We start from the raw sequence: 18,301 nt of genomic DNA on the forward strand, positions 1-18,301 counted from the left end.
TTATTTACTATATTTTCGGCATAAAGCTGAATTATGGAAAGTATCGACAAGTTTGTCGCTGATTTTGCCTCTGCCGTTTGGGGATTACCTTTGGTAATCTTACTTATTGGTGGTGGAATATTTTTATTGATCTACTCTAAATTTCTTCCGTTTCGTTATTTAGGGCATTCGATTGATCTGTTAAAAGGAAAATATGACGATCCTAATGACCCAGGAGAAATCAGTCATTTTCAAGCTTTAGCCACAGCCTTAAGTAGTACTGTAGGAATGGGAAACATTGCAGGTGTGGCTGTTGCCATCGCAGTTGGTGGTCCTGGAGCTGTTTTTTGGCTATGGATTAGTGCTATCGTAGGAATGGCGACAAAATTTTTCACCAATACACTAGCAGTGATGTATCGCGGCAAGGATACTGAAGGCAAAATTCAGGGTGGCGTAATGTATTTTATTACTGAAGGTCTTGGCCGAAATTGGAAGTTCTTAGCTATCTTTTTTAGTATTGCAGGATTAATTGGCGCGTTACCTATTTTCAATGTAAATCAGCTCACCAAAGCCATCAATTTTATTTTATTGGAGCCTAACGGAATCGAAACAGGCAATGTTTCAAATTTTACCATAGGCGTGATTTTAACCATTATAACTTCTATTGTTGTATTAGGTGGTTTATACCGAATTAGCCGAACGGTTTCCAAACTTGTTCCGGCAATGGTAGTGCTTTATTTTATTTCTGTAATCGCTATTTTGGGAATCAATTTCGAGCAACTTCCACAATATCTATCTTTAATTTTCACCGATGCTTTTGCAGCTAATAACTATCATGGCGATCCACTTTTTGGTGGATTATTAGGAGGTTTAATTTTACTTGGAATACGTAGAGGTGCATTCTCTAACGAGGCCGGTATTGGGACAGCTACGATGGCTCATGGCGCCAGTAAAACCTCACAGCCCATTCGGGAAGGTTTAGTGGCCATGTTGGGACCGGCAATAGATACTTTAGTGGTTTGTACACTTACCGCTCTTACCATTTTGGTTACTGGAGTTTGGCAAACTAGTGAAGCCAGTGGTGTCGCTTTAACCGCCAAAGCATTTGGGGATTCTATACCTGTTTTTGGTCCATACTTACTGCTTATTTGTATTGCAGCTTTTAGTATTTCTTCGCTATTTTCCTATTCCTACTACGGAACAAAATGCCTGTCGTTCCTAATTGGTGCAAAGCATAAACATTATTATAATTACTTTTACATTATTAGTATTATGATTGGCGCCACTACAGAACAAAGTATCATATTGAATTTAATTGATGGTTTTTTTGCACTGATGGCGATTCCTACGATGATTTCTACGCTAATCCTTGCTCCAAGAGTAATGAAACAAGCAAAAATATATTTTAAAAAATATGGCTAATTTTTCTTATTTTTCATCTTATTGAAATACATCTACATTCTTACCGGTTAACTTTTCCAGTAAATCGGTTTTGCGCATTGCTCCCCATATTTCTAATTCTGGATCGCTTTGGGTAGTAATAATAAGATTGATTTTTTCTCTAGTTTTTTCAATTTCCAGATTCTGAACATTTTGATAGTGACTTCTATCCAAACCATCGGCCACTCTTATTATTGCAGAGAGTTTTTTAACTCTCTTTCGTAATTTTTTATCTAATTTTTTATAGGGCTTGTGGCTTTTCTTTGGCGCCGATTTTCGATGATAACGTGCGACGTTTGCCATAATATTAATCTCATCTTCTGTGAAGCCAAGCAAATCTGAATACCTAATTAAGTAAAGCGCGTGTTTATGATGTTTTCGATGAGATATATAATAGCCTATATCGTGCATCAAACTCGCATATTCTAGTAGGTCTCTATCACTTTTTTCCAAATCAAGATCTGCCTGAAATTCATCAAAAAGCTGTAACGCAAATTTAGCGACATGTTGGGAATGCTCTTTTGCCCAATTACATTTACGCAATAACTCAAAAACACTTCTACGCCTTGGATCTTCAAAACTTGCGACTAGATCTAGATGAAGCTCGTCTTTCTTCTTATCGATATAGTTTAGAATCATTCCCTCTCGCAAAGCTCCCTCTGAAATTTTGATATTTTCAATAGAAAATTGCTCTATTAAAAATTTCAATAAAATCATTCCGGGATTTATAATATCAACTCTTTTTTCTTCTAAACCCTTCTCTTCTAATCTACCTTTTTTATCAAGTTTTATAAAATCATTATACAAATCTAAAAAAGACGCTGAATCGAAAGTGAGTTCATTTAGCGTTCGTTTTGCAGTAATATCGTTACGTTTAGCCACCATTTCCGCAATATTTTCCATTGTACCAGAAGAACCAATAATAGTTTTTACATTATGTTTCTTGGCTAATTTTAGAACTTCAGCTAATTCTTTTTCAAAATGGTCTTCTAAATTCTTAATAGTCTTTTTATGAATAGGATCTGCATCGATAAAAGCAGCTGCCATTCTTGCTACTCCAAGTTTCAAACTATTGTAATAGATAAATTCATTCTGATTCCCAATAATGAACTCAACACTCCCGCCACCAATATCTGCCATAAGAACCATCTCTTCCTCTATAACAACACTGTGTTTAATAGCAAGACCTATCATCTCTGCTTCCATTTTACCAGATATAGCTCGAACAATTATACCTACTTCATCTGCAACTTCCTTAATAAAATCACCTCCATTTTTTGCTTCTCTAATGGCACTGGTAGCATAGGCAAGAATTTGCTCAACGTCATGACTAGCACAAAGGAATTTAATATGTTTTAAAGCTTCTAGACCACGATCCATCGCTTCTCTACTTAATCGATCTTCCATACCCTTTTCAGCAAGACTAACCATTTCTTTCAATTTATTGACAGTGCGAAAACTACCATCGGGATAAATATCTACTAAAACTGCATGAAATGAATTTGTACCTAAATCGACGGCTGCTATCCTTTTGGTAGGTTGGGATTGTGAATTTTGATTGGCCATAAAATAGTTTTAAACAATGGAATTACTTTTAAGGTTTTCTAAAGTTAAGCAAATATCATGTACTAGTTGTAAAAAGTAAAAAACCCACAGTATTCGCTGTGGGTTTTTTACTTTTTACAAGCGGACAACTAAGCTTGTCCTGTAGGACCAAAATTCATAGGTATTGGTGTTTTCTCGTAATCTTTTATTTCACCATGCTGCTTTTCGAACCGTTCTACATTATCTGCCAATGCTTTTAAAAATCGTTTCGCATGCTGCGGTGTAAGGATAATTCTACTTTTTACTTTGCTTTTAGGTTTCCCAGGCATAATATTTACAAAATCGACTACAAATTCTGAAACCGAATGGTTGATAATCGCAAGATTGGAATAGGTTCCCTCTGCTACAGCTTCGTCTAATTCAATATTAATCTGGCCTTGTTTTGGCTTCTTTTCTTCACTCATCTTTAAAAGTTTTTTCAGTTATCGAGAGGCTTTCTTTTTTCAAAAGATAAACTTCAAAATATCGATTTTCGATAATTCCCGATGTACTTATTGGTTTAAAAATACAAAAAATCCCGTCGCTGAAATTTTCAGGACGGGATTTTACTATTTGTAACGTATGTTCGTTTTCAGAACTTCGTTCTTAATTGTAATTTACTTCTTGCTTTTTCTCTAGCATTTCGTCAAATTCTTCTTTAGAACCAACTATGATGCTATCGTATTTACGCATACCTGTACCTGCAGGAATTCTATGTCCTACAATTACATTCTCTTTAAGACCTTCTAGAGCATCGATCTTACCGCTTACAGCAGCTTCGTTTAATACTTTAGTTGTCTCCTGGAAGGATGCCGCAGAGATAAATGACTTAGTTTGAAGTGATGCTCTGGTAATACCTTGTAGAACCGGTGTTGCAGTTGCTGCAACAACGTCTCTAGCTGTAGCCAGATTCTTATCTTCTCTTCTAAGTGTCGAGTTCTCATCTCTAAGCTCTCTTAAAGATACGATTTGTCCTGGTTTCAAGTTTTCAGATTCACCAGCGTCTTCGATAACTTTCATTCCGAAGATTTTATCGTTCTCTTCAATAAAGTCAGATTTATGCACAAGTTGGTTTTCAAGGAAAATTGTATCTCCTGGATCAACGATTCTTACTTTACGCATCATTTGACGTACTACAACCTCAAAGTGCTTATCGTTAATTTTCACCCCTTGTAGTCGATATACTTCCTGTACTTCGTTAACGAGATATTGTTGTACTGCGTTTGGCCCCTTGATATTCAAGATATCTTCTGGAGTAATAGATCCATCAGATAATGGCATACCAGCACGAACATAATCATTTTCCTGTACTAAGATCTGGTTAGACAGTTTTACTAAGTATTTTTTGATCTCACCAAGTTTAGATTCCACGATAATTTCGCGGTTACCACGCTTAATTTTACCAAATGATACTACACCATCAATTTCTGAAACTACAGCCGGGTTAGATGGATTACGCGCTTCAAAAAGCTCAGTTACCCTTGGCAGACCACCGGTAATATCACCTGCTTTAGATGATTTACGAGGAATTTTAACCAAAATCTTACCAACTCCAATTTTTTCAGCATTATCCACCATAAGGTGAGCACCTACCGGTAAGTTATAAGAACGAATTACCTCGTCTTTCTTACCTAAAATATGCAAGGTTGGGATAAGCTTTTTATTACGAGATTCAGAAATTACTTTTTCTTGGAATCCTGTTTGCTCATCGATTTCAACCTGATAAGTAACACCTTGTTCTATATTTTCGTATTTGATCTTTCCAGCAAATTCAGAGATAATTACACCATTATATGGATCCCATTGACATACTGTAGTACCCTCAGCAATCTCTACACCATCTTCTATAAAGATTTCAGAACCGTAAGGAATATTGTTAGTACTTAAAACAACACCTGTTTTCTTATCTTTTACTTTAATTTCTGCTGTACGTGAAATTACAATATCTGAAGTGCTACCATCTGGAGCTTCTCCTTTTACTACTTTAAGATCATCAATTTCAGCAATACCACTAAACTTAGTAATAAGCTTGTTTTCTTCAGAAATGTTTCCGGCAATACCCCCAACGTGGAAGGTACGCAGTGTAAGCTGTGTACCTGGCTCACCGATAGACTGAGCAGCTACTACACCTACAGCTTCACCTCTTTGAACAAGTTTATTTGTAGCAAGGTTACGACCGTAACAATTAACACAAATACCTTTTTTAGCTTCACAGGTAAGAGGAGAACGTACTTCTACACTTTCTATAGGTGCATTTTCTATTGCCTTTACAATATCTTCAGTAATTTCTGCTCCAGACTCAACGATTAGCTCATCGGTACTTGGATTGTAAACATCATTTAAAGAAATACGTCCTAGAATTCTTTCTCCAAGAGATTCTACGATTTCCTCATTCTTTTTAAGCGGCTTAACTTCTACCCCTCTTAATGTTCCACAGTCTTCTTCATTTACAATTACATCTTGAGAAACATCTACCAAACGACGGGTTAAGTATCCTGCATCGGCAGTTTTAAGAGCCGTATCCGCAAGACCTTTACGAGCACCGTGAGTAGAGATAAAGTATTCTAAAATTGAAAGACCTTCTTTAAAGTTAGAAAGAATTGGGTTTTCAATAATTTCACCTCCACCAGAGTTAGATTTTTTAGGCTTAGCCATAAGACCACGCATACCGGTAAGCTGACGAATCTGCTCTTTAGATCCACGAGCTCCAGAATCAAGCATCATAAACACCGAGTTAAACCCTTGCTTATCTTCACGAATTCGCTTCATCGCTAATTCAGTAAGACCGGCATTGGTAGATGTCCAGATATCAATTACCTGATTGTAACGCTCGTTATTGGTAATAAGACCCATGTTATAGTTACCAATAATTCCTTCTACCTGCTCATTCGCTTCATCAATCATTGTTTGTTTTTCAGCAGGGATAATAATATCACCTAAACTAAAAGACAATCCACCGCGGAATGCAAATCCATATCCAAGAGACTTAATCTTATCTAGGAATTCTGAAGTTTCAGGAACACTAGTTAACTTAAGAATATTACCAATAATCTCACGAAGAGATTTTTTAGTTAGTACCTCATTAATATATCCAGCAACCTCTGGTACAGTTTCATTAAATAAAACTCTACCAACTGTAGATTCTATAATTTGGTAAACAAGTTTTCCTTCCTCGTTGTAATCTTTTGCTCTAATTTTAATTGGAGCATTAAGATCTACTTTATTTTGATTATAAGCTATTACTACTTCTTCAGCAGAATAGAATGTTAATCCTTCACCCAGTACAGTCTCTTCTTCTGTAGATCGCTTAAGCTTGGTCATATAATAAAGACCTAGAACCATATCCTGAGAAGGTACTGTAATTGGCGAACCATTTGCAGGGTTAAGAATATTGTGAGAAGCCAACATTAAAAGTTGCGCCTCTAAAATAGCCTCTGGTCCTAATGGTAAGTGAACCGCCATTTGATCCCCATCAAAATCGGCGTTGAATGCCGTACAAGCTAATGGGTGTAATTGTATTGCTTTACCCTCGATTAATTTAGGCTGAAATGCCTGAATACCTAATCGGTGAAGCGTAGGAGCACGGTTTAGTAATATTGGATGCCCCTTAAGAACGTTCTCTAAGATATCCCATACTACCGGCTCTTTTTTATCTATAATCTTTTTCGCAGATTTTACAGTTTTCACAATTCCTCTTTCGATTAATTTTCTAATTACGAAAGGTTTGTAAAGTTCTGCCGCCATGTTCTTTGGAAGACCACATTCGAACATTTTAAGCTCTGGTCCCACAACAATTACAGAACGTGCTGAATAATCCACACGCTTACCAAGTAAGTTTTGACGGAAACGCCCTTGCTTACCTTTCAACGAATCTGAAAGAGATTTAAGTGGACGGTTAGAATCAGTTTTTACTGCGGAAGACTTTCTTGTATTATCAAATAATGAATCTACAGACTCCTGAAGCATACGCTTTTCATTACGTAAAATAACTTCTGGAGCTTTAATTTCCATTAAACGCTTTAAACGGTTGTTACGAATAATCACCCTTCTATAAAGATCATTAAGATCTGAAGTTGCGAAACGACCACCATCTAAAGGTACAAGAGGTCTTAATTCTGGTGGAATAACCGGGATTACTTTCATAATCATCCATTCCGGTAAATTCTCACGGTTTTTATTTGCGTCACGAAGTGCTTCTACAACCTGAAGACGTTTTAAAGCCTCCGTTTTACGTTGCTTAGAAGTTTCGTTATTTGCTTTATGTCTTAATTCATAAGAAAGTTCATTAAGATCAATTCTCTTAAGAATTTCGATTAGACATTCAGCTCCCATCTTAGCGATAAACTTATTTGGGTCACTGTCTTCTAAATATTGATTTTCCTGAGGAAGTTCATCCAGTATATTAAGATACTCTTCTTCAGTTAAGAAATCCATTTTCTTTAAAGGCTCTCCATCTTCATTTTTAGCATTACCGGCCTGGATTACTACGTATCTTTCGTAGTAAATAATCATATCTAATTTCTTAGAAGGAAGGCCTAATAAATAACCAATCTTATTTGGTAAAGAACGGAAATACCAGATATGAGCTACAGGAACTACCAAATTAATGTGCCCAACACGGTCTCTACGTACTTTCTTTTCTGTTACCTCTACACCACAACGGTCACAAACGATCCCTTTGTAACGTATTCTTTTATATTTTCCACAGGCACATTCGTAATCCTTTACAGGACCAAAAATACGCTCACAGAACAATCCGTCACGCTCGGGTTTGTGCGTACGATAATTGATAGTTTCCGGTTTAAGAACTTCACCACGAGATTCTGCGAGGATAGACTCGGGAGAAGCTAAACCGATAGAGATTTTATTAAATCTCTGTACTGTATTCTTATCATTATTTCTAGCCATAATAAATGCTGCTATCTAATTATTGTGAAAATCCTGAAAATCGGAGCAGTTTCCCACTCCGATAACCAGTGTTTTATTCTTCTAATTTTAAATCCAGTCCAAGACCTTTCAACTCATGCATCAATACATTGAAAGATTCTGGTAATCCTGGTTCTGGCATAGGCTCTCCTTTTACAATACTTTCGTAAGTTTTAGCCCTTCCTATCACGTCATCAGATTTTACGGTTAAGATTTCACGTAGAGTACTCGACGCACCGTATGCCTCAAGAGCCCAAACCTCCATCTCACCAAAACGCTGACCTCCAAACTGAGCTTTACCACCAAGTGGTTGCTGAGTAATAAGAGAGTACGGTCCAATAGAACGTGCATGCATCTTATCGTCGATCATGTGACCTAGTTTAAGCATGTAGATAACACCTACAGTTGCTCTCTGGTCAAAACGTTGTCCTGTACCACCATCAAATAAGTAAGTATGTCCAAATCTAGGAATACCGGCTTCATCAGTAAGCTCATTGATTTTATCTAAAGATGCTCCATCGAAAATTGGTGTAGCATATTTCTTACCTAATTTCTGACCTGCCCATCCAAGAACAGTTTCATAAATCTGACCAATGTTCATACGAGAAGGTACCCCAAGCGGATTTAATACGATATCAACCGGTGTTCCATCGTCTAAGAATGGCATATCTTCTTGACGAACGATACGAGCAACAATACCTTTGTTACCGTGACGTCCTGCCATCTTATCCCCTACTTTAAGTTTACGCTTTTTAGCTATATAAACTTTAGCAAGTTTCAAGATTCCAGAAGGAAGCTCATCTCCTACAGAAATAGTAAATTTCTCTCGTCTTAAATTACCCTGAAGATCGTTCTCTTTAATTTTATAATTATGAAGAAGATCTGCTACAAGTGCATTTGTATGATCGTCTGTGGTCCAGGTACCTTGTGTAAGGTGAGCATAATCATCTACAGAATTTAACATCTTCAATGTATACTTCTTACCTTTTGGTAGTACCTCTTCACCTAAATCATTTTGAACACCCTGAGCTGTTTTTCCACCAACGATTGCAAATAATTTGTCAATTAAATTTGACTTAAGAACCGCAAACTTCGCTTCATACTTCTTCTCTAAAACAGCAACATCTTCCTTATCCTGCGCTCTCTTGCGCTTATCTTTAATTGCACGAGCAAATAACTTCTTATTAATTACTACACCACTTAATGATGGTGAGGCTTTTAATGAAGCATCTTTCACATCTCCTGCTTTATCACCAAAGATCGCTCTAAGAAGTTTTTCTTCTGGTGTTGGATCGCTTTCTCCTTTAGGAGTGATCTTACCAATAAGAATATCCCCAGGCTTCACTTCTGCACCTACTCTAATCATACCGTGTTCATCAAGATCCTTAGTAGCATCTTCTGAAACATTAGGAATATCATTAGTAAGTTCTTCGTTACCTAATTTAGTATCACGAACTTCTAAAGAATACTCATCGATATGAATAGATGTAAAGATATCGTCTCTTACAACTTTTTCCGAAATTACAATCGCATCCTCAAAGTTATACCCTTTCCAAGGCATAAAGGCTACTTTCATATTACGACCTAGTGCTAGCTCACCTTTATCGGTAGCATACCCCTGACATAAAACCTGACCTTTAGTTACTCTATCTCCTACGCTTACAATTGGCTTAAGGTTAATAGACGTTCCTTGGTTAGTTTTACGGAATTTGATAAGATTATAAGTTTTAGAATCTGAATCGAAACTAACCATTCTCTCTTCTTCCGTACGATCGTATTTAATTGTAATTTTCTGTGCGTCTACATATTCTACTTCACCTTCTCCTTCAGCATTAATCAAAACACGAGAATCTGTAGCAACCTGTCTTTCCAATCCAGTTCCTACGATAGGAGAATCTGCTCTTAATAACGGAACTGCCTGGCGCATCATGTTAGATCCCATCAATGCACGGTTGGCATCATCATGTTCTAAGAACGGAATCAAAGAAGCTGAAATTGATGAAATCTGGTTAGGAGCAACATCTGTATAATGAACCTCTTTAGGATCTACTACAGGGAAGTCACCCTCCATACGAGCAATAACTTTATCTGTATCTATCGTACCATCATCTTCAGTAGGAATGTTTGCCTGCGCAATCATTTTTCCTTCTTCCTCTTCAGCACTTAAATAAATTGGCTCTTCAGAAATATTTATTTGCCCTTCTGAAACTTTTCTATAAGGAGTTTCAATGAATCCCATTCCGTTTACTTTCGCATAAACTGAAAGCGATGAAATTAGACCAATATTAGGTCCTTCAGGAGTTTCAATAGGACATAATCTTCCATAGTGAGTGTAATGAACATCACGTACCTCAAAACCAGCTCTTTCTCTAGAAAGACCACCTGGCCCTAAAGCTGAAAGACGACGTTTGTGAGTAATCTCTGCTAATGGATTTGTTTGATCCATAAACTGAGAAAGCTGGTTGGTACCGAAGAACGAGTTAATTACTGAAGATAATGTCTTCGCGTTGATAAGATCTATAGGTGTAAATACCTCATTATCCCTAACGTTCATTCTTTCGCGGATGGTACGAGCCATACGCGCTAAACCAACTCCAAATTGCTGAGATAATTGCTCCCCAACAGTTCTAACACGACGGTTAGACAAGTGATCGATATCATCGATCTCTGCTTTAGAGTTAATTAACTCAATTAAATATTTTATAATGGTAATAATATCTTCTTTGGTAAGCACCTGCTTATCCATTCCGATATCAAGACCAAGTTTTTTATTCATTCTGTAACGACCTACTTCACCAAGACTATAACGTTGGTCTGAGAAGAAAAGCTTATCGATAATTCCACGAGCAGTTTCTTCATCTGGCGGTTCAGCATTACGTAGCTGACGATAGATATGTTCAACCGCTTCTTTTTCAGAATTTGTTGGATCCTTTTGAAGTGTATTATGAATAATAGCATAATCACCGGTAGAATTGTCTTCTTTGTGAAGAAGAATTGTCTTAGTTCCCGTTTCAAGGATTTCTTCTATGTGATCTTTGTCAAGTTCAGTATCACGATCTAAAACAATCTCGTTACGCTCGATAGATACAACTTCACCAGTATCTTCATCAACAAAATCTTCATACCATGTATTAAGAACACGAGCAGCTAACTTTCTACCTAAAACTTTTTTAAGTCCTGTTTTTGAAACCTTAACTTCTTCTGCAAGATCAAAGATTTCTAAAATATCCTTATCGCGCTCAAATCCAATTGCGCGGAAAAGAGTTGTTACAGGTAATTTTTTCTTTCTATCAATATATGCGTACATAACGCTATTGATATCTGTTGCAAATTCTATCCAAGAACCTTTAAAAGGAATTACTCTGGCAGAATATAATTTAGTTCCATTTGCATGGAATGATTGTCCAAAGAATACTCCTGGAGAACGATGAAGCTGAGAAACAACTACACGCTCTGCTCCATTAATGCAAAAAGTTCCACTAGGGGTCATATAAGGAATAGTCCCTAAATAAACATCCTGAACGATAGTTTCGAAATCCTCGTGCTCTGGATCTGTACAATATAGTTTAAGCCTTGCTTTTAAAGGTACACTATAAGTAAGACCACGTTCAATACACTCTTGAATAGAATATCGCGGTGGATCTACAAAATAATCTAAAAATTCTAATACAAATTGGTTACGGGTATCCGTAATTGGGAAATTTTCAAGGAAGGTATTGTAGAGACCTTCATTTCCCCGCTCTTCTGATTTTGTTTCTAATTGAAAGAAATCCTGGAAAGACTTGATTTGGATATCCAAAAAGTCAGGATAGTCAGGTCTATTCTTTACAGAAGAGAAACTCAATCTTTCAGTTTGCTTTGCTAACATCAATGGACGGATTATAATTTATAAAAAATGGTGCGTTAAAAAGACTAAACCCTATATACGCAAAAAGGGTTTAGACCTTCAGGAGCGTATCCTGAGGTCTAAACCTAAATAATATTGCTCTTGTCAAGCTTATTTAAGCTCAACCTCAGCTCCTGCTTCTTCTAATTGAGATTTTAAAGCTTCTGCTTCATCTTTAGCAACTCCTTCTTTAACTGGTTTTGGAGCTCCGTCTACTAATTCTTTAGCATCTTTAAGTCCAAGACCTGTTAATTCTTTAACTAGTTTTACTACAGCTAGTTTAGATCCACCTGGAGCTTTAAGAATTACATCAAATTCTGTTTGCTCTTCAGCAGCGTCTTCACCACCAGCAGCAGCACCACCAGCAACAGCTACAGCTGCAGCAGCAGGCTCAATACCATACTCTTCTTTTAAAATATCAGCTAACTCATTAACTTCCTTTACTGTTAAGTTAACTAACTGTTCTGCGAATTCTTTTAAATCTGCCATTTTCTATCGTTTTAAAATTTTTGTAAAAGTTATATTTATTAAAAAGTGCGTACTATACTAGTCCTCTTTTTCAGAAAGAGTTTTAAGGATTCCTGCAATTTTTCCACCACCAGATTTAAGTGCTGAAACAACATTTTTAGCAGGAGATTGTAATAATCCAACAATATCCCCAATAACCTCTTCTTTAGATTTAATATTAGAAAGAGCTTCTAAATACTCATCTCCAACATAAATAGCTTCGTCTATAAAAGCTCCTTTAAGAATTGGTTTTTCGTTCTTCTTTCTAAATTCTTTGATTACTTTAGCTGGTGCATTACCAGTTTCAGAAATCATTATAGAGGTGTTACCCTTTAAAGTTGTAGGAAGTTCTCCAAAATCTTTATCTGAAGCCTCCATCGCTTTAGTTAGTAACGTATTCTTAACTACCGCAAGTTGTACATTAGCTTTAAAACAAGCTCTACGTAAATTAGAGGTTGTTCCGGCATCTAAACCTGAGATATCTGCAATATAGATAGTTGAAGTATCAGCTAACTGGGCAGTTAAATCTTCTATTACTTTTGATTTTTCTTCTCTTGTCATAATACCTTATTATTGCTCAGTAAACCTTTTTGTATCTATTGCAACACCAGGCCCCATTGTACTGGACATGTGAATACTTTTAATGTAAACACCTTTAGCAGCCTGAGGTTTCAGTTTTACAAGCGTAGTTAATAATTCTCTCGCGTTTCCAGCAATCTTATCAGATTCGAAAGATACTTTTCCAACCCCTGCGTGTACAATACCAGTTTTATCTACTTTAAAGTCGATTTTACCAGCTTTTACATCAGATACTGCTTTAGAAATATCCATAGTAACTGTACCTGTTTTTGGGTTTGGCATTAAACCTCTAGGTCCTAAAATACGACCTAACGGACCTAATTTACCCATCACGCTAGGCATAGTAATGATTACATCAACGTCTGTCCAACCACCTTTAATTTTCTCAAGGTATTCATCAAGACCAACATAATCTGCACCTGCATCCTTAGCTTCTTGTTCTTTATCTGGAGTAACTAACGCAAGAACTTTAACATCTTTACCAGTTCCGTGAGGAAGTGTTACAACACCTCTTACCATTTGATTGGCTTTACGAGGATCAACATTCAAACGAACCGCTAAATCCACTGAAGCATCAAAGCTCTCACTAGAAACTTCTTTTATTAAGGCAGAAGCTTCTGCTACCGAATAGGTTCTACCGTTTTCGATTTTAGACTGAGCTTCTTTTTGTTTTTTAGTCAACTTTGCCATTTTCTAAATTCTTTTTGGATTAAAACGGTGCATCACCTTTTACAGTTATACCCATAGAACGAGCAGTACCAGCAACCATTTTCATTGCAGATTCCACAGTAAATGCATTTAAATCTTGCATTTTATCTTCTGCGATATCTTTAATTTGATCCCAAGACACACTTGCTACTTTCTTTCTGTTTGGCTCTCCTGAACCTTTCTTAGTCTTTGCTGCTTCCATTAGCTGTACAGCTGCAGGTGGAGTCTTGATTACAAAATCAAAAGACTTATCAGAATAAACCGTAATTGCTACTGGTAGCACTTTTCCTTGTTTATCCTGAGTTCTACCATTGAATTGCTTACAGAATTCCATGATATTAACTCCGGCAGCACCTAAAGCAGGTCCAACTGGTGGTGAAGGGTTAGCAGCACCTCCGCGAACTTGTAGTTTTACAACTTTACTTACTTCTTTTGCCATTTTTTACATTTTTAGAAGATAGTTTATTAGAGTGGAAGCAAATAAAAAACTATCAAAAAACTTTGTAACAGTTATACTTTTTCAACTTGCATATAACTAAGCTCTAAAGGAGTTTTTCTTCCAAAGATCTTAACCATAACTTCAAGCTTTCTTTTCTCTTCGTTAATTTTCTCTACAGTTCCATTAAAACCATTAAAAGGACCATCAATAACTTTAATAGTCTCTCCTAAAGTAAATGGAATTGCAACGTTATCGGTTTTAACAGCTAATTCGTCAACTTTACCAAGCATACGATTAACTTCAGATTGTCTTAATGGAACAGGATCTCCTCCTTTTGTTTCTCCAAGAAAACCTATTACACCATTAATACCTTTTATAATATGAGGAATTTCTCCACCCAGATTAGCCTGAACCATTATATAACCAGGAAAATAAACTCTTTCCTTATTAATCTTTTTGCCATTACGAATCTGAATCACTTTTTCAGTAGGAACTAATACCTGGTCTACCCAGTCTTCCATACCCATGTGAGAAATCTCCCGCTCTATGTAATCTTTTACTTTATTTTCTTGTCCACTTACAGCACGAACAACATACCATTTTTTATCCTTAACGTCTGCCATAACTTAGATTACGATTTTACCCATTCAAAATATCCTTCGATTACATTGCTAAACAAGGTATCAATACCCCATATAGCTAAAGAGAATACAATAGAAAAAACTGCAACGAGTATTGTTAACCTTTGAGCTTCAGGCCAACTTGTCCAGGTAACATGGTTTTTTAATTCGTTATAAGACTCAGATATATAATTAACTATTCCTGCCATTCCTTAAAGTATATTTGCACGGGTTGAGAGGCTCGAACTCCCGACACCTGGTTTTGGAGACCAGTGCTCTACCAACTGAGCTAAACCCGTAAGATAAAGAGAAGGTATCCTGATAAACAGGATACCTTATATATTCAAACTATATTAGTCTAAAATTTCAGTTACCTGTCCAGCTCCTACTGTTCTACCACCTTCACGGATAGCGAAACGTAGACCAACATTCATTGCGATTGGCTGGATCAGTTCAACAGTAATAGTAAGGTTATCACCTGGCATTACCATCTCAACTCCTTCTGGAAGATTAATTGTTCCAGTTACATCAGTTGTACGTACGTAGAACTGAGGACGGTAGTTATTATGGAATGGAGTGTGACGTCCACCTTCTTCTTTCTTAAGGATATAAACCTCTGCTTTAAATTTAGCGTGAGGAGTTACAGAACCTGGCTTAGTAATAACCATACCTCTAGAGATTTGAGTTTTCTCAATACCTCTTAAAAGGATACCAACGTTATCACCAGCTTCACCTCTATCAAGAATTTTACGGAACATTTCAACTCCAGTAATAGTAGAAGTTAATTTTCCAGCTCCCATACCAATGATCTCTACAGGATCTCCAGTGTTAGCAACACCAGTTTCGATACGTCCAGTTGCTACTGTACCACGACCTGTAATAGAGAATACATCTTCTATAGGTAAAAGGAAATCTTTATCAACATCACGCTGAGGAAGTTCAATCCAGTTATCAACTGCTTCCATAAGATCTAAAACAGACTGAGTCCATTTATCATCACCTTCTAAAGCACCAAGAGCAGATCCAGAAATAACAGGACCGTTATCACCATCATATTCATAGAAAGAAAGAAGATCTCTAACTTCCATTTCAACAAGCTCTAAAAGCTCTTCATCATCAACAAGGTCAACTTTATTTAAGAATACAACGATTCTTGGAATACCAACCTGACGTCCAAGAAGGATATGTTCACGAGTTTGTGGCATAGGACCATCAGTTGCAGCAACAACAAGGATAGCACCGTCCATTTGAGCAGCACCAGTTACCATGTTCTTTACGTAATCGGCGTGACCAGGACAATCAACGTGAGCGTAGTGACGGTTTCCAGTCGCATACTCTACGTGAGAAGAGTTAATAGTAATACCTCTATCTTTTTCCTCAGGAGCGTTATCGATTTGATCGAAAGCTCTTGCTTCAGAAAATCCAGCGTCAGCCAAAACTTTAGTTATAGCTGCAGTTAAAGTAGTTTTTCCGTGATCTACGTGTCCAATTGTACCTATATTAAGGTGCGGTTTGGAACGATCATAAGTTTCCTTTGCCATAATTAATACTTATTTAATCTTAGTTATATATTAGTGTTCAATTTTATACTAAACCAGAGCCAACGACGAGAATTGAACTCGTGACCTCTTCCTTACCAAGGAAACGCTCTACCCCTGAGCTACGTCGGCAAAAAAAGGGCTCAACACCCAATTGCTCTAAACAACAAAAACCATAAGCCACTTACAGCTTACGGATATTATTGATCTCATTTAATAATTTCTTAGAGCGGGAGACCGGGTTCGAACCGGCGACATTCAGCTTGGAAGGCTGACGCTCTACCAACTGAGCTACTCCCGCAAAATAAAAAACACCTTAAAAGATGATTTTTATAATTTAAGTGGGGAGAGCAGGATTCGAACCTGCGAAGGTAAAAACCAACAGATTTACAGTCTGTCCTCGTTGGCCGCTTGAGTATCTCCCCTCAAAATTATTATACCATTATTTCATAGAACCACAACCCAAAAGGATTAGCTTTATGATGGTATCAAATCGGCTGCAAATTAAAGTAATTTATCAGCACCATCCAAAGCTTTTTTCAAAATTTTTTTGAAAAATTTTCAGTCAATTAACTTTCAACAAGTTAAGAAAACCAAAGCTTTCAGATTCAAAATTTCAAGAGCCGATGGAGGGACTCGAACCCACGACCTGCTGATTACAAATCAGCTGCTCTAGCCAGCTGAGCTACATCGGCAACATACTTCTTCTCACAAAAAAGTCCGCTATTTCTAACGGACTGCAAATGTATACAAATTATTCCTTTCTCAAAATAAAATTTGAGTTTTTTTTCACTAGGCGTATAATTTAGATTTCTCTTTCCTTTTAATCAATTGGCGCTGCAAAGAGCTAACACACTCATCTACACATTCTTCAAATCTTTTACAGGTCTTTTTCACCATAATATCTTCACCAGGTATACTTAGTAAAATTTCTGTAATTTTATTTTCCTTATCGCTTGTATTCTGAACTTTCAGAAAAACATCTGCAAAAACCACCTTGTTATAATAATTCTCGAGTTTATCCATTTTCTTTTGAATAAAATCAATTAGTTTTTGATCCGCATTAAAATTTACAGACTGCACATTTACTTTCATAACGTCAAAAATTTAATTAAACAATAGGTTAAGCTAGTTCTTACTATTACGGGGATGAGCTGTTTTATGAATGTTTTTAAGTTCTGCAATACTATTATGCGTATAAACTTGTGTTGATGCCAGGCTAGAATGTCCTAACAATTCTTTCACAGCGTTTAAATCTGCTCCCTGATTAAGTAAGTGCGTCGCAAAAGAGTGTCTTAGTATATGAGGACTCTTTTTTAACTTACTCGACGCCTTACTAAAATAGTTATTTATAATTCTATAAACAAGACTTTCACTCATTTTATCTCCCTTGGCAGAAACAAACAAATAATCTTCAGGAAAAAGCCCAAACCCTTCATTTTGTCTCTTTTCAATATAATATTGCAAGTTTTGATATACGTTTTCTAGCAAAGGAACGTAACGCTCTTTATTTCTTTTACCCAAGACTTTGAGATTAAGTTGTGACGAATCCAAATCCATTAATTTTAGATTTATCAATTCGCTACGTCTTAATCCTGTTGAATAAAACACTTCTATGATTGCCTTATCTCTAGCCCCCTCAAAGGCATCTATATTTATACTATCTAATGCACTAAGGATTTCTTTTTCTGAAAATGGAATCTGGATCTTCTTACCCGTTTTAAGAGGCTTATGCTTTTGAAGTGGGGACACAACTACATCTTCAACTTTTTGCAAGAATTTATAAAAAGATTTTAAAGATGAAATTTTACGATTTATACTTCTATTAGAAAGACCTGCTTCAGAAAGGCTTATGATCCAACTCCGAATTTGCGAATAATTTATTTGCTGAAAATCACAGCCCCCAAATTCGATTTCAATAAAATCCTGAAAGGAAAGCAAATCAGCCTCATATGCCTTAATGGTATGCGCTGAATAATTCTTCTCCAAGAGAAGGTAGTCATTAAACTGATTAATGGACATAAAAAAAACTGTTGATAAACAAAGTTAAGAAACTTAATTTACCAACAGTTATATATTTTACCAAAGAAGCAGG

14 protein-coding genes and 5 tRNA genes are annotated in these 18,301 nt (G+C 36.5%); 1 reads left to right on the forward strand and 18 read right to left on the reverse strand.

The annotated features are described in order from the left end of the window. The first annotated feature begins 33 nt into the window (after positions 1 to 33). Complete coding sequence (locus tag PBT91_RS12950) at positions 34 to 1,401, forward strand: alanine/glycine:cation symporter family protein (RefSeq protein WP_270058887.1); 1,368 nt, start codon at positions 34 to 36, stop codon at positions 1,399 to 1,401. Between the two features lie 18 nt (positions 1,402 to 1,419). On the opposite strand, the gene PBT91_RS12955 is transcribed toward PBT91_RS12950, so the two are convergent. The 18 genes from PBT91_RS12955 to PBT91_RS13040 form a co-directional block, all read right to left on the reverse strand. Beyond that, positions 1,420 to 2,985 carry a Ppx/GppA phosphatase family protein gene (locus tag PBT91_RS12955; protein WP_270058888.1) on the reverse strand — a complete coding sequence of 522 codons (1,566 nt, stop codon included), beginning with the start codon at positions 2,983 to 2,985 and terminating at the stop codon, positions 1,420 to 1,422. Between the two features lie 128 nt (positions 2,986 to 3,113). Next, a complete protein-coding gene (locus PBT91_RS12960) occupies positions 3,114 to 3,428 on the reverse strand; it encodes a DUF3467 domain-containing protein (protein WP_270058889.1) in 315 nt (104 codons plus the stop codon). A 181-nt stretch (positions 3,429 to 3,609) separates the two neighbouring features. Next, positions 3,610 to 7,911, reverse strand: coding sequence for a DNA-directed RNA polymerase subunit beta' (gene rpoC, locus PBT91_RS12965; protein ID WP_270058890.1), 4,302 nt, complete (start codon positions 7,909 to 7,911; stop codon positions 3,610 to 3,612). A 73-nt stretch (positions 7,912 to 7,984) separates the two neighbouring features. After that, entirely contained in the window at positions 7,985 to 11,797 is a 3,813-nt protein-coding gene (rpoB, locus tag PBT91_RS12970) for a DNA-directed RNA polymerase subunit beta (RefSeq protein WP_270058891.1), read from the reverse strand. A gap of 129 nt (positions 11,798 to 11,926) precedes the next feature. After that, positions 11,927 to 12,304, reverse strand: a complete 378-nt coding sequence (rplL, locus tag PBT91_RS12975; RefSeq protein ID WP_270058892.1) for a 50S ribosomal protein L7/L12 — start codon at positions 12,302 to 12,304, stop codon at positions 11,927 to 11,929. 57 nt (positions 12,305 to 12,361) lie between these two features. Then, positions 12,362 to 12,883 carry a 50S ribosomal protein L10 gene (gene rplJ / locus PBT91_RS12980; RefSeq protein ID WP_270058893.1) on the reverse strand — a complete coding sequence of 174 codons (522 nt, stop codon included), beginning with the start codon at positions 12,881 to 12,883 and terminating at the stop codon, positions 12,362 to 12,364. Between the two features lie 9 nt (positions 12,884 to 12,892). Next, a complete protein-coding gene (rplA, locus tag PBT91_RS12985) occupies positions 12,893 to 13,591 on the reverse strand; it encodes a 50S ribosomal protein L1 (protein WP_270058894.1) in 699 nt (232 codons plus the stop codon). Between the two features lie 19 nt (positions 13,592 to 13,610). Further along, complete coding sequence (gene rplK / locus PBT91_RS12990; protein ID WP_270058895.1) at positions 13,611 to 14,048, reverse strand: 50S ribosomal protein L11; 438 nt, start codon at positions 14,046 to 14,048, stop codon at positions 13,611 to 13,613. Positions 14,049 to 14,119: 71 nt separating this feature from the next. Beyond that, positions 14,120 to 14,671: a transcription termination/antitermination protein NusG gene (gene nusG / locus PBT91_RS12995; RefSeq protein ID WP_270058896.1), complete on the reverse strand. Its 552-nt coding sequence runs from the start codon at positions 14,669 to 14,671 to the stop codon at positions 14,120 to 14,122. Positions 14,672 to 14,679: 8 nt separating this feature from the next. Beyond that, positions 14,680 to 14,877: a preprotein translocase subunit SecE gene (gene secE / locus PBT91_RS13000; RefSeq protein WP_270058897.1), complete on the reverse strand. Its 198-nt coding sequence runs from the start codon at positions 14,875 to 14,877 to the stop codon at positions 14,680 to 14,682. A 17-nt stretch (positions 14,878 to 14,894) separates the two neighbouring features. Beyond that, positions 14,895 to 14,967, reverse strand: a tRNA-Trp gene (locus PBT91_RS13005). 54 nt (positions 14,968 to 15,021) lie between these two features. Continuing rightward, the gene (gene tuf / locus PBT91_RS13010) at positions 15,022 to 16,209 is read right to left on the reverse strand and encodes an elongation factor Tu (protein WP_270058898.1); all 1,188 of its coding nucleotides are present in this window, start codon (positions 16,207 to 16,209) and stop codon (positions 15,022 to 15,024) included. A 57-nt stretch (positions 16,210 to 16,266) separates the two neighbouring features. Beyond that, positions 16,267 to 16,338, reverse strand: a tRNA-Thr gene (locus tag PBT91_RS13015). A 96-nt stretch (positions 16,339 to 16,434) separates the two neighbouring features. Continuing rightward, positions 16,435 to 16,507, reverse strand: a tRNA-Gly gene (locus PBT91_RS13020). Between the two features lie 41 nt (positions 16,508 to 16,548). Continuing rightward, positions 16,549 to 16,631: transfer RNA gene (locus tag PBT91_RS13025), tRNA-Tyr, on the reverse strand. Positions 16,632 to 16,827: 196 nt separating this feature from the next. Beyond that, positions 16,828 to 16,901: transfer RNA gene (locus PBT91_RS13030), tRNA-Thr, on the reverse strand. Positions 16,902 to 16,998: 97 nt separating this feature from the next. After that, positions 16,999 to 17,301: a ribosome hibernation-promoting factor, HPF/YfiA family gene (gene hpf, locus PBT91_RS13035; RefSeq protein WP_270058899.1), complete on the reverse strand. Its 303-nt coding sequence runs from the start codon at positions 17,299 to 17,301 to the stop codon at positions 16,999 to 17,001. A gap of 33 nt (positions 17,302 to 17,334) precedes the next feature. Continuing rightward, positions 17,335 to 18,228 (reverse strand): tyrosine-type recombinase/integrase, encoded by an 894-nt coding sequence (locus PBT91_RS13040; protein ID WP_270058900.1) that lies wholly within the window; start codon positions 18,226 to 18,228, stop codon positions 17,335 to 17,337. Positions 18,229 to 18,301 lie beyond the last annotated feature (73 nt).

Source organism: Zunongwangia sp. HGR-M22, assembly GCF_027594425.1.
In the GTDB taxonomy this organism is placed as follows: Bacteria; Bacteroidota; Bacteroidia; order Flavobacteriales; family Flavobacteriaceae; genus Zunongwangia.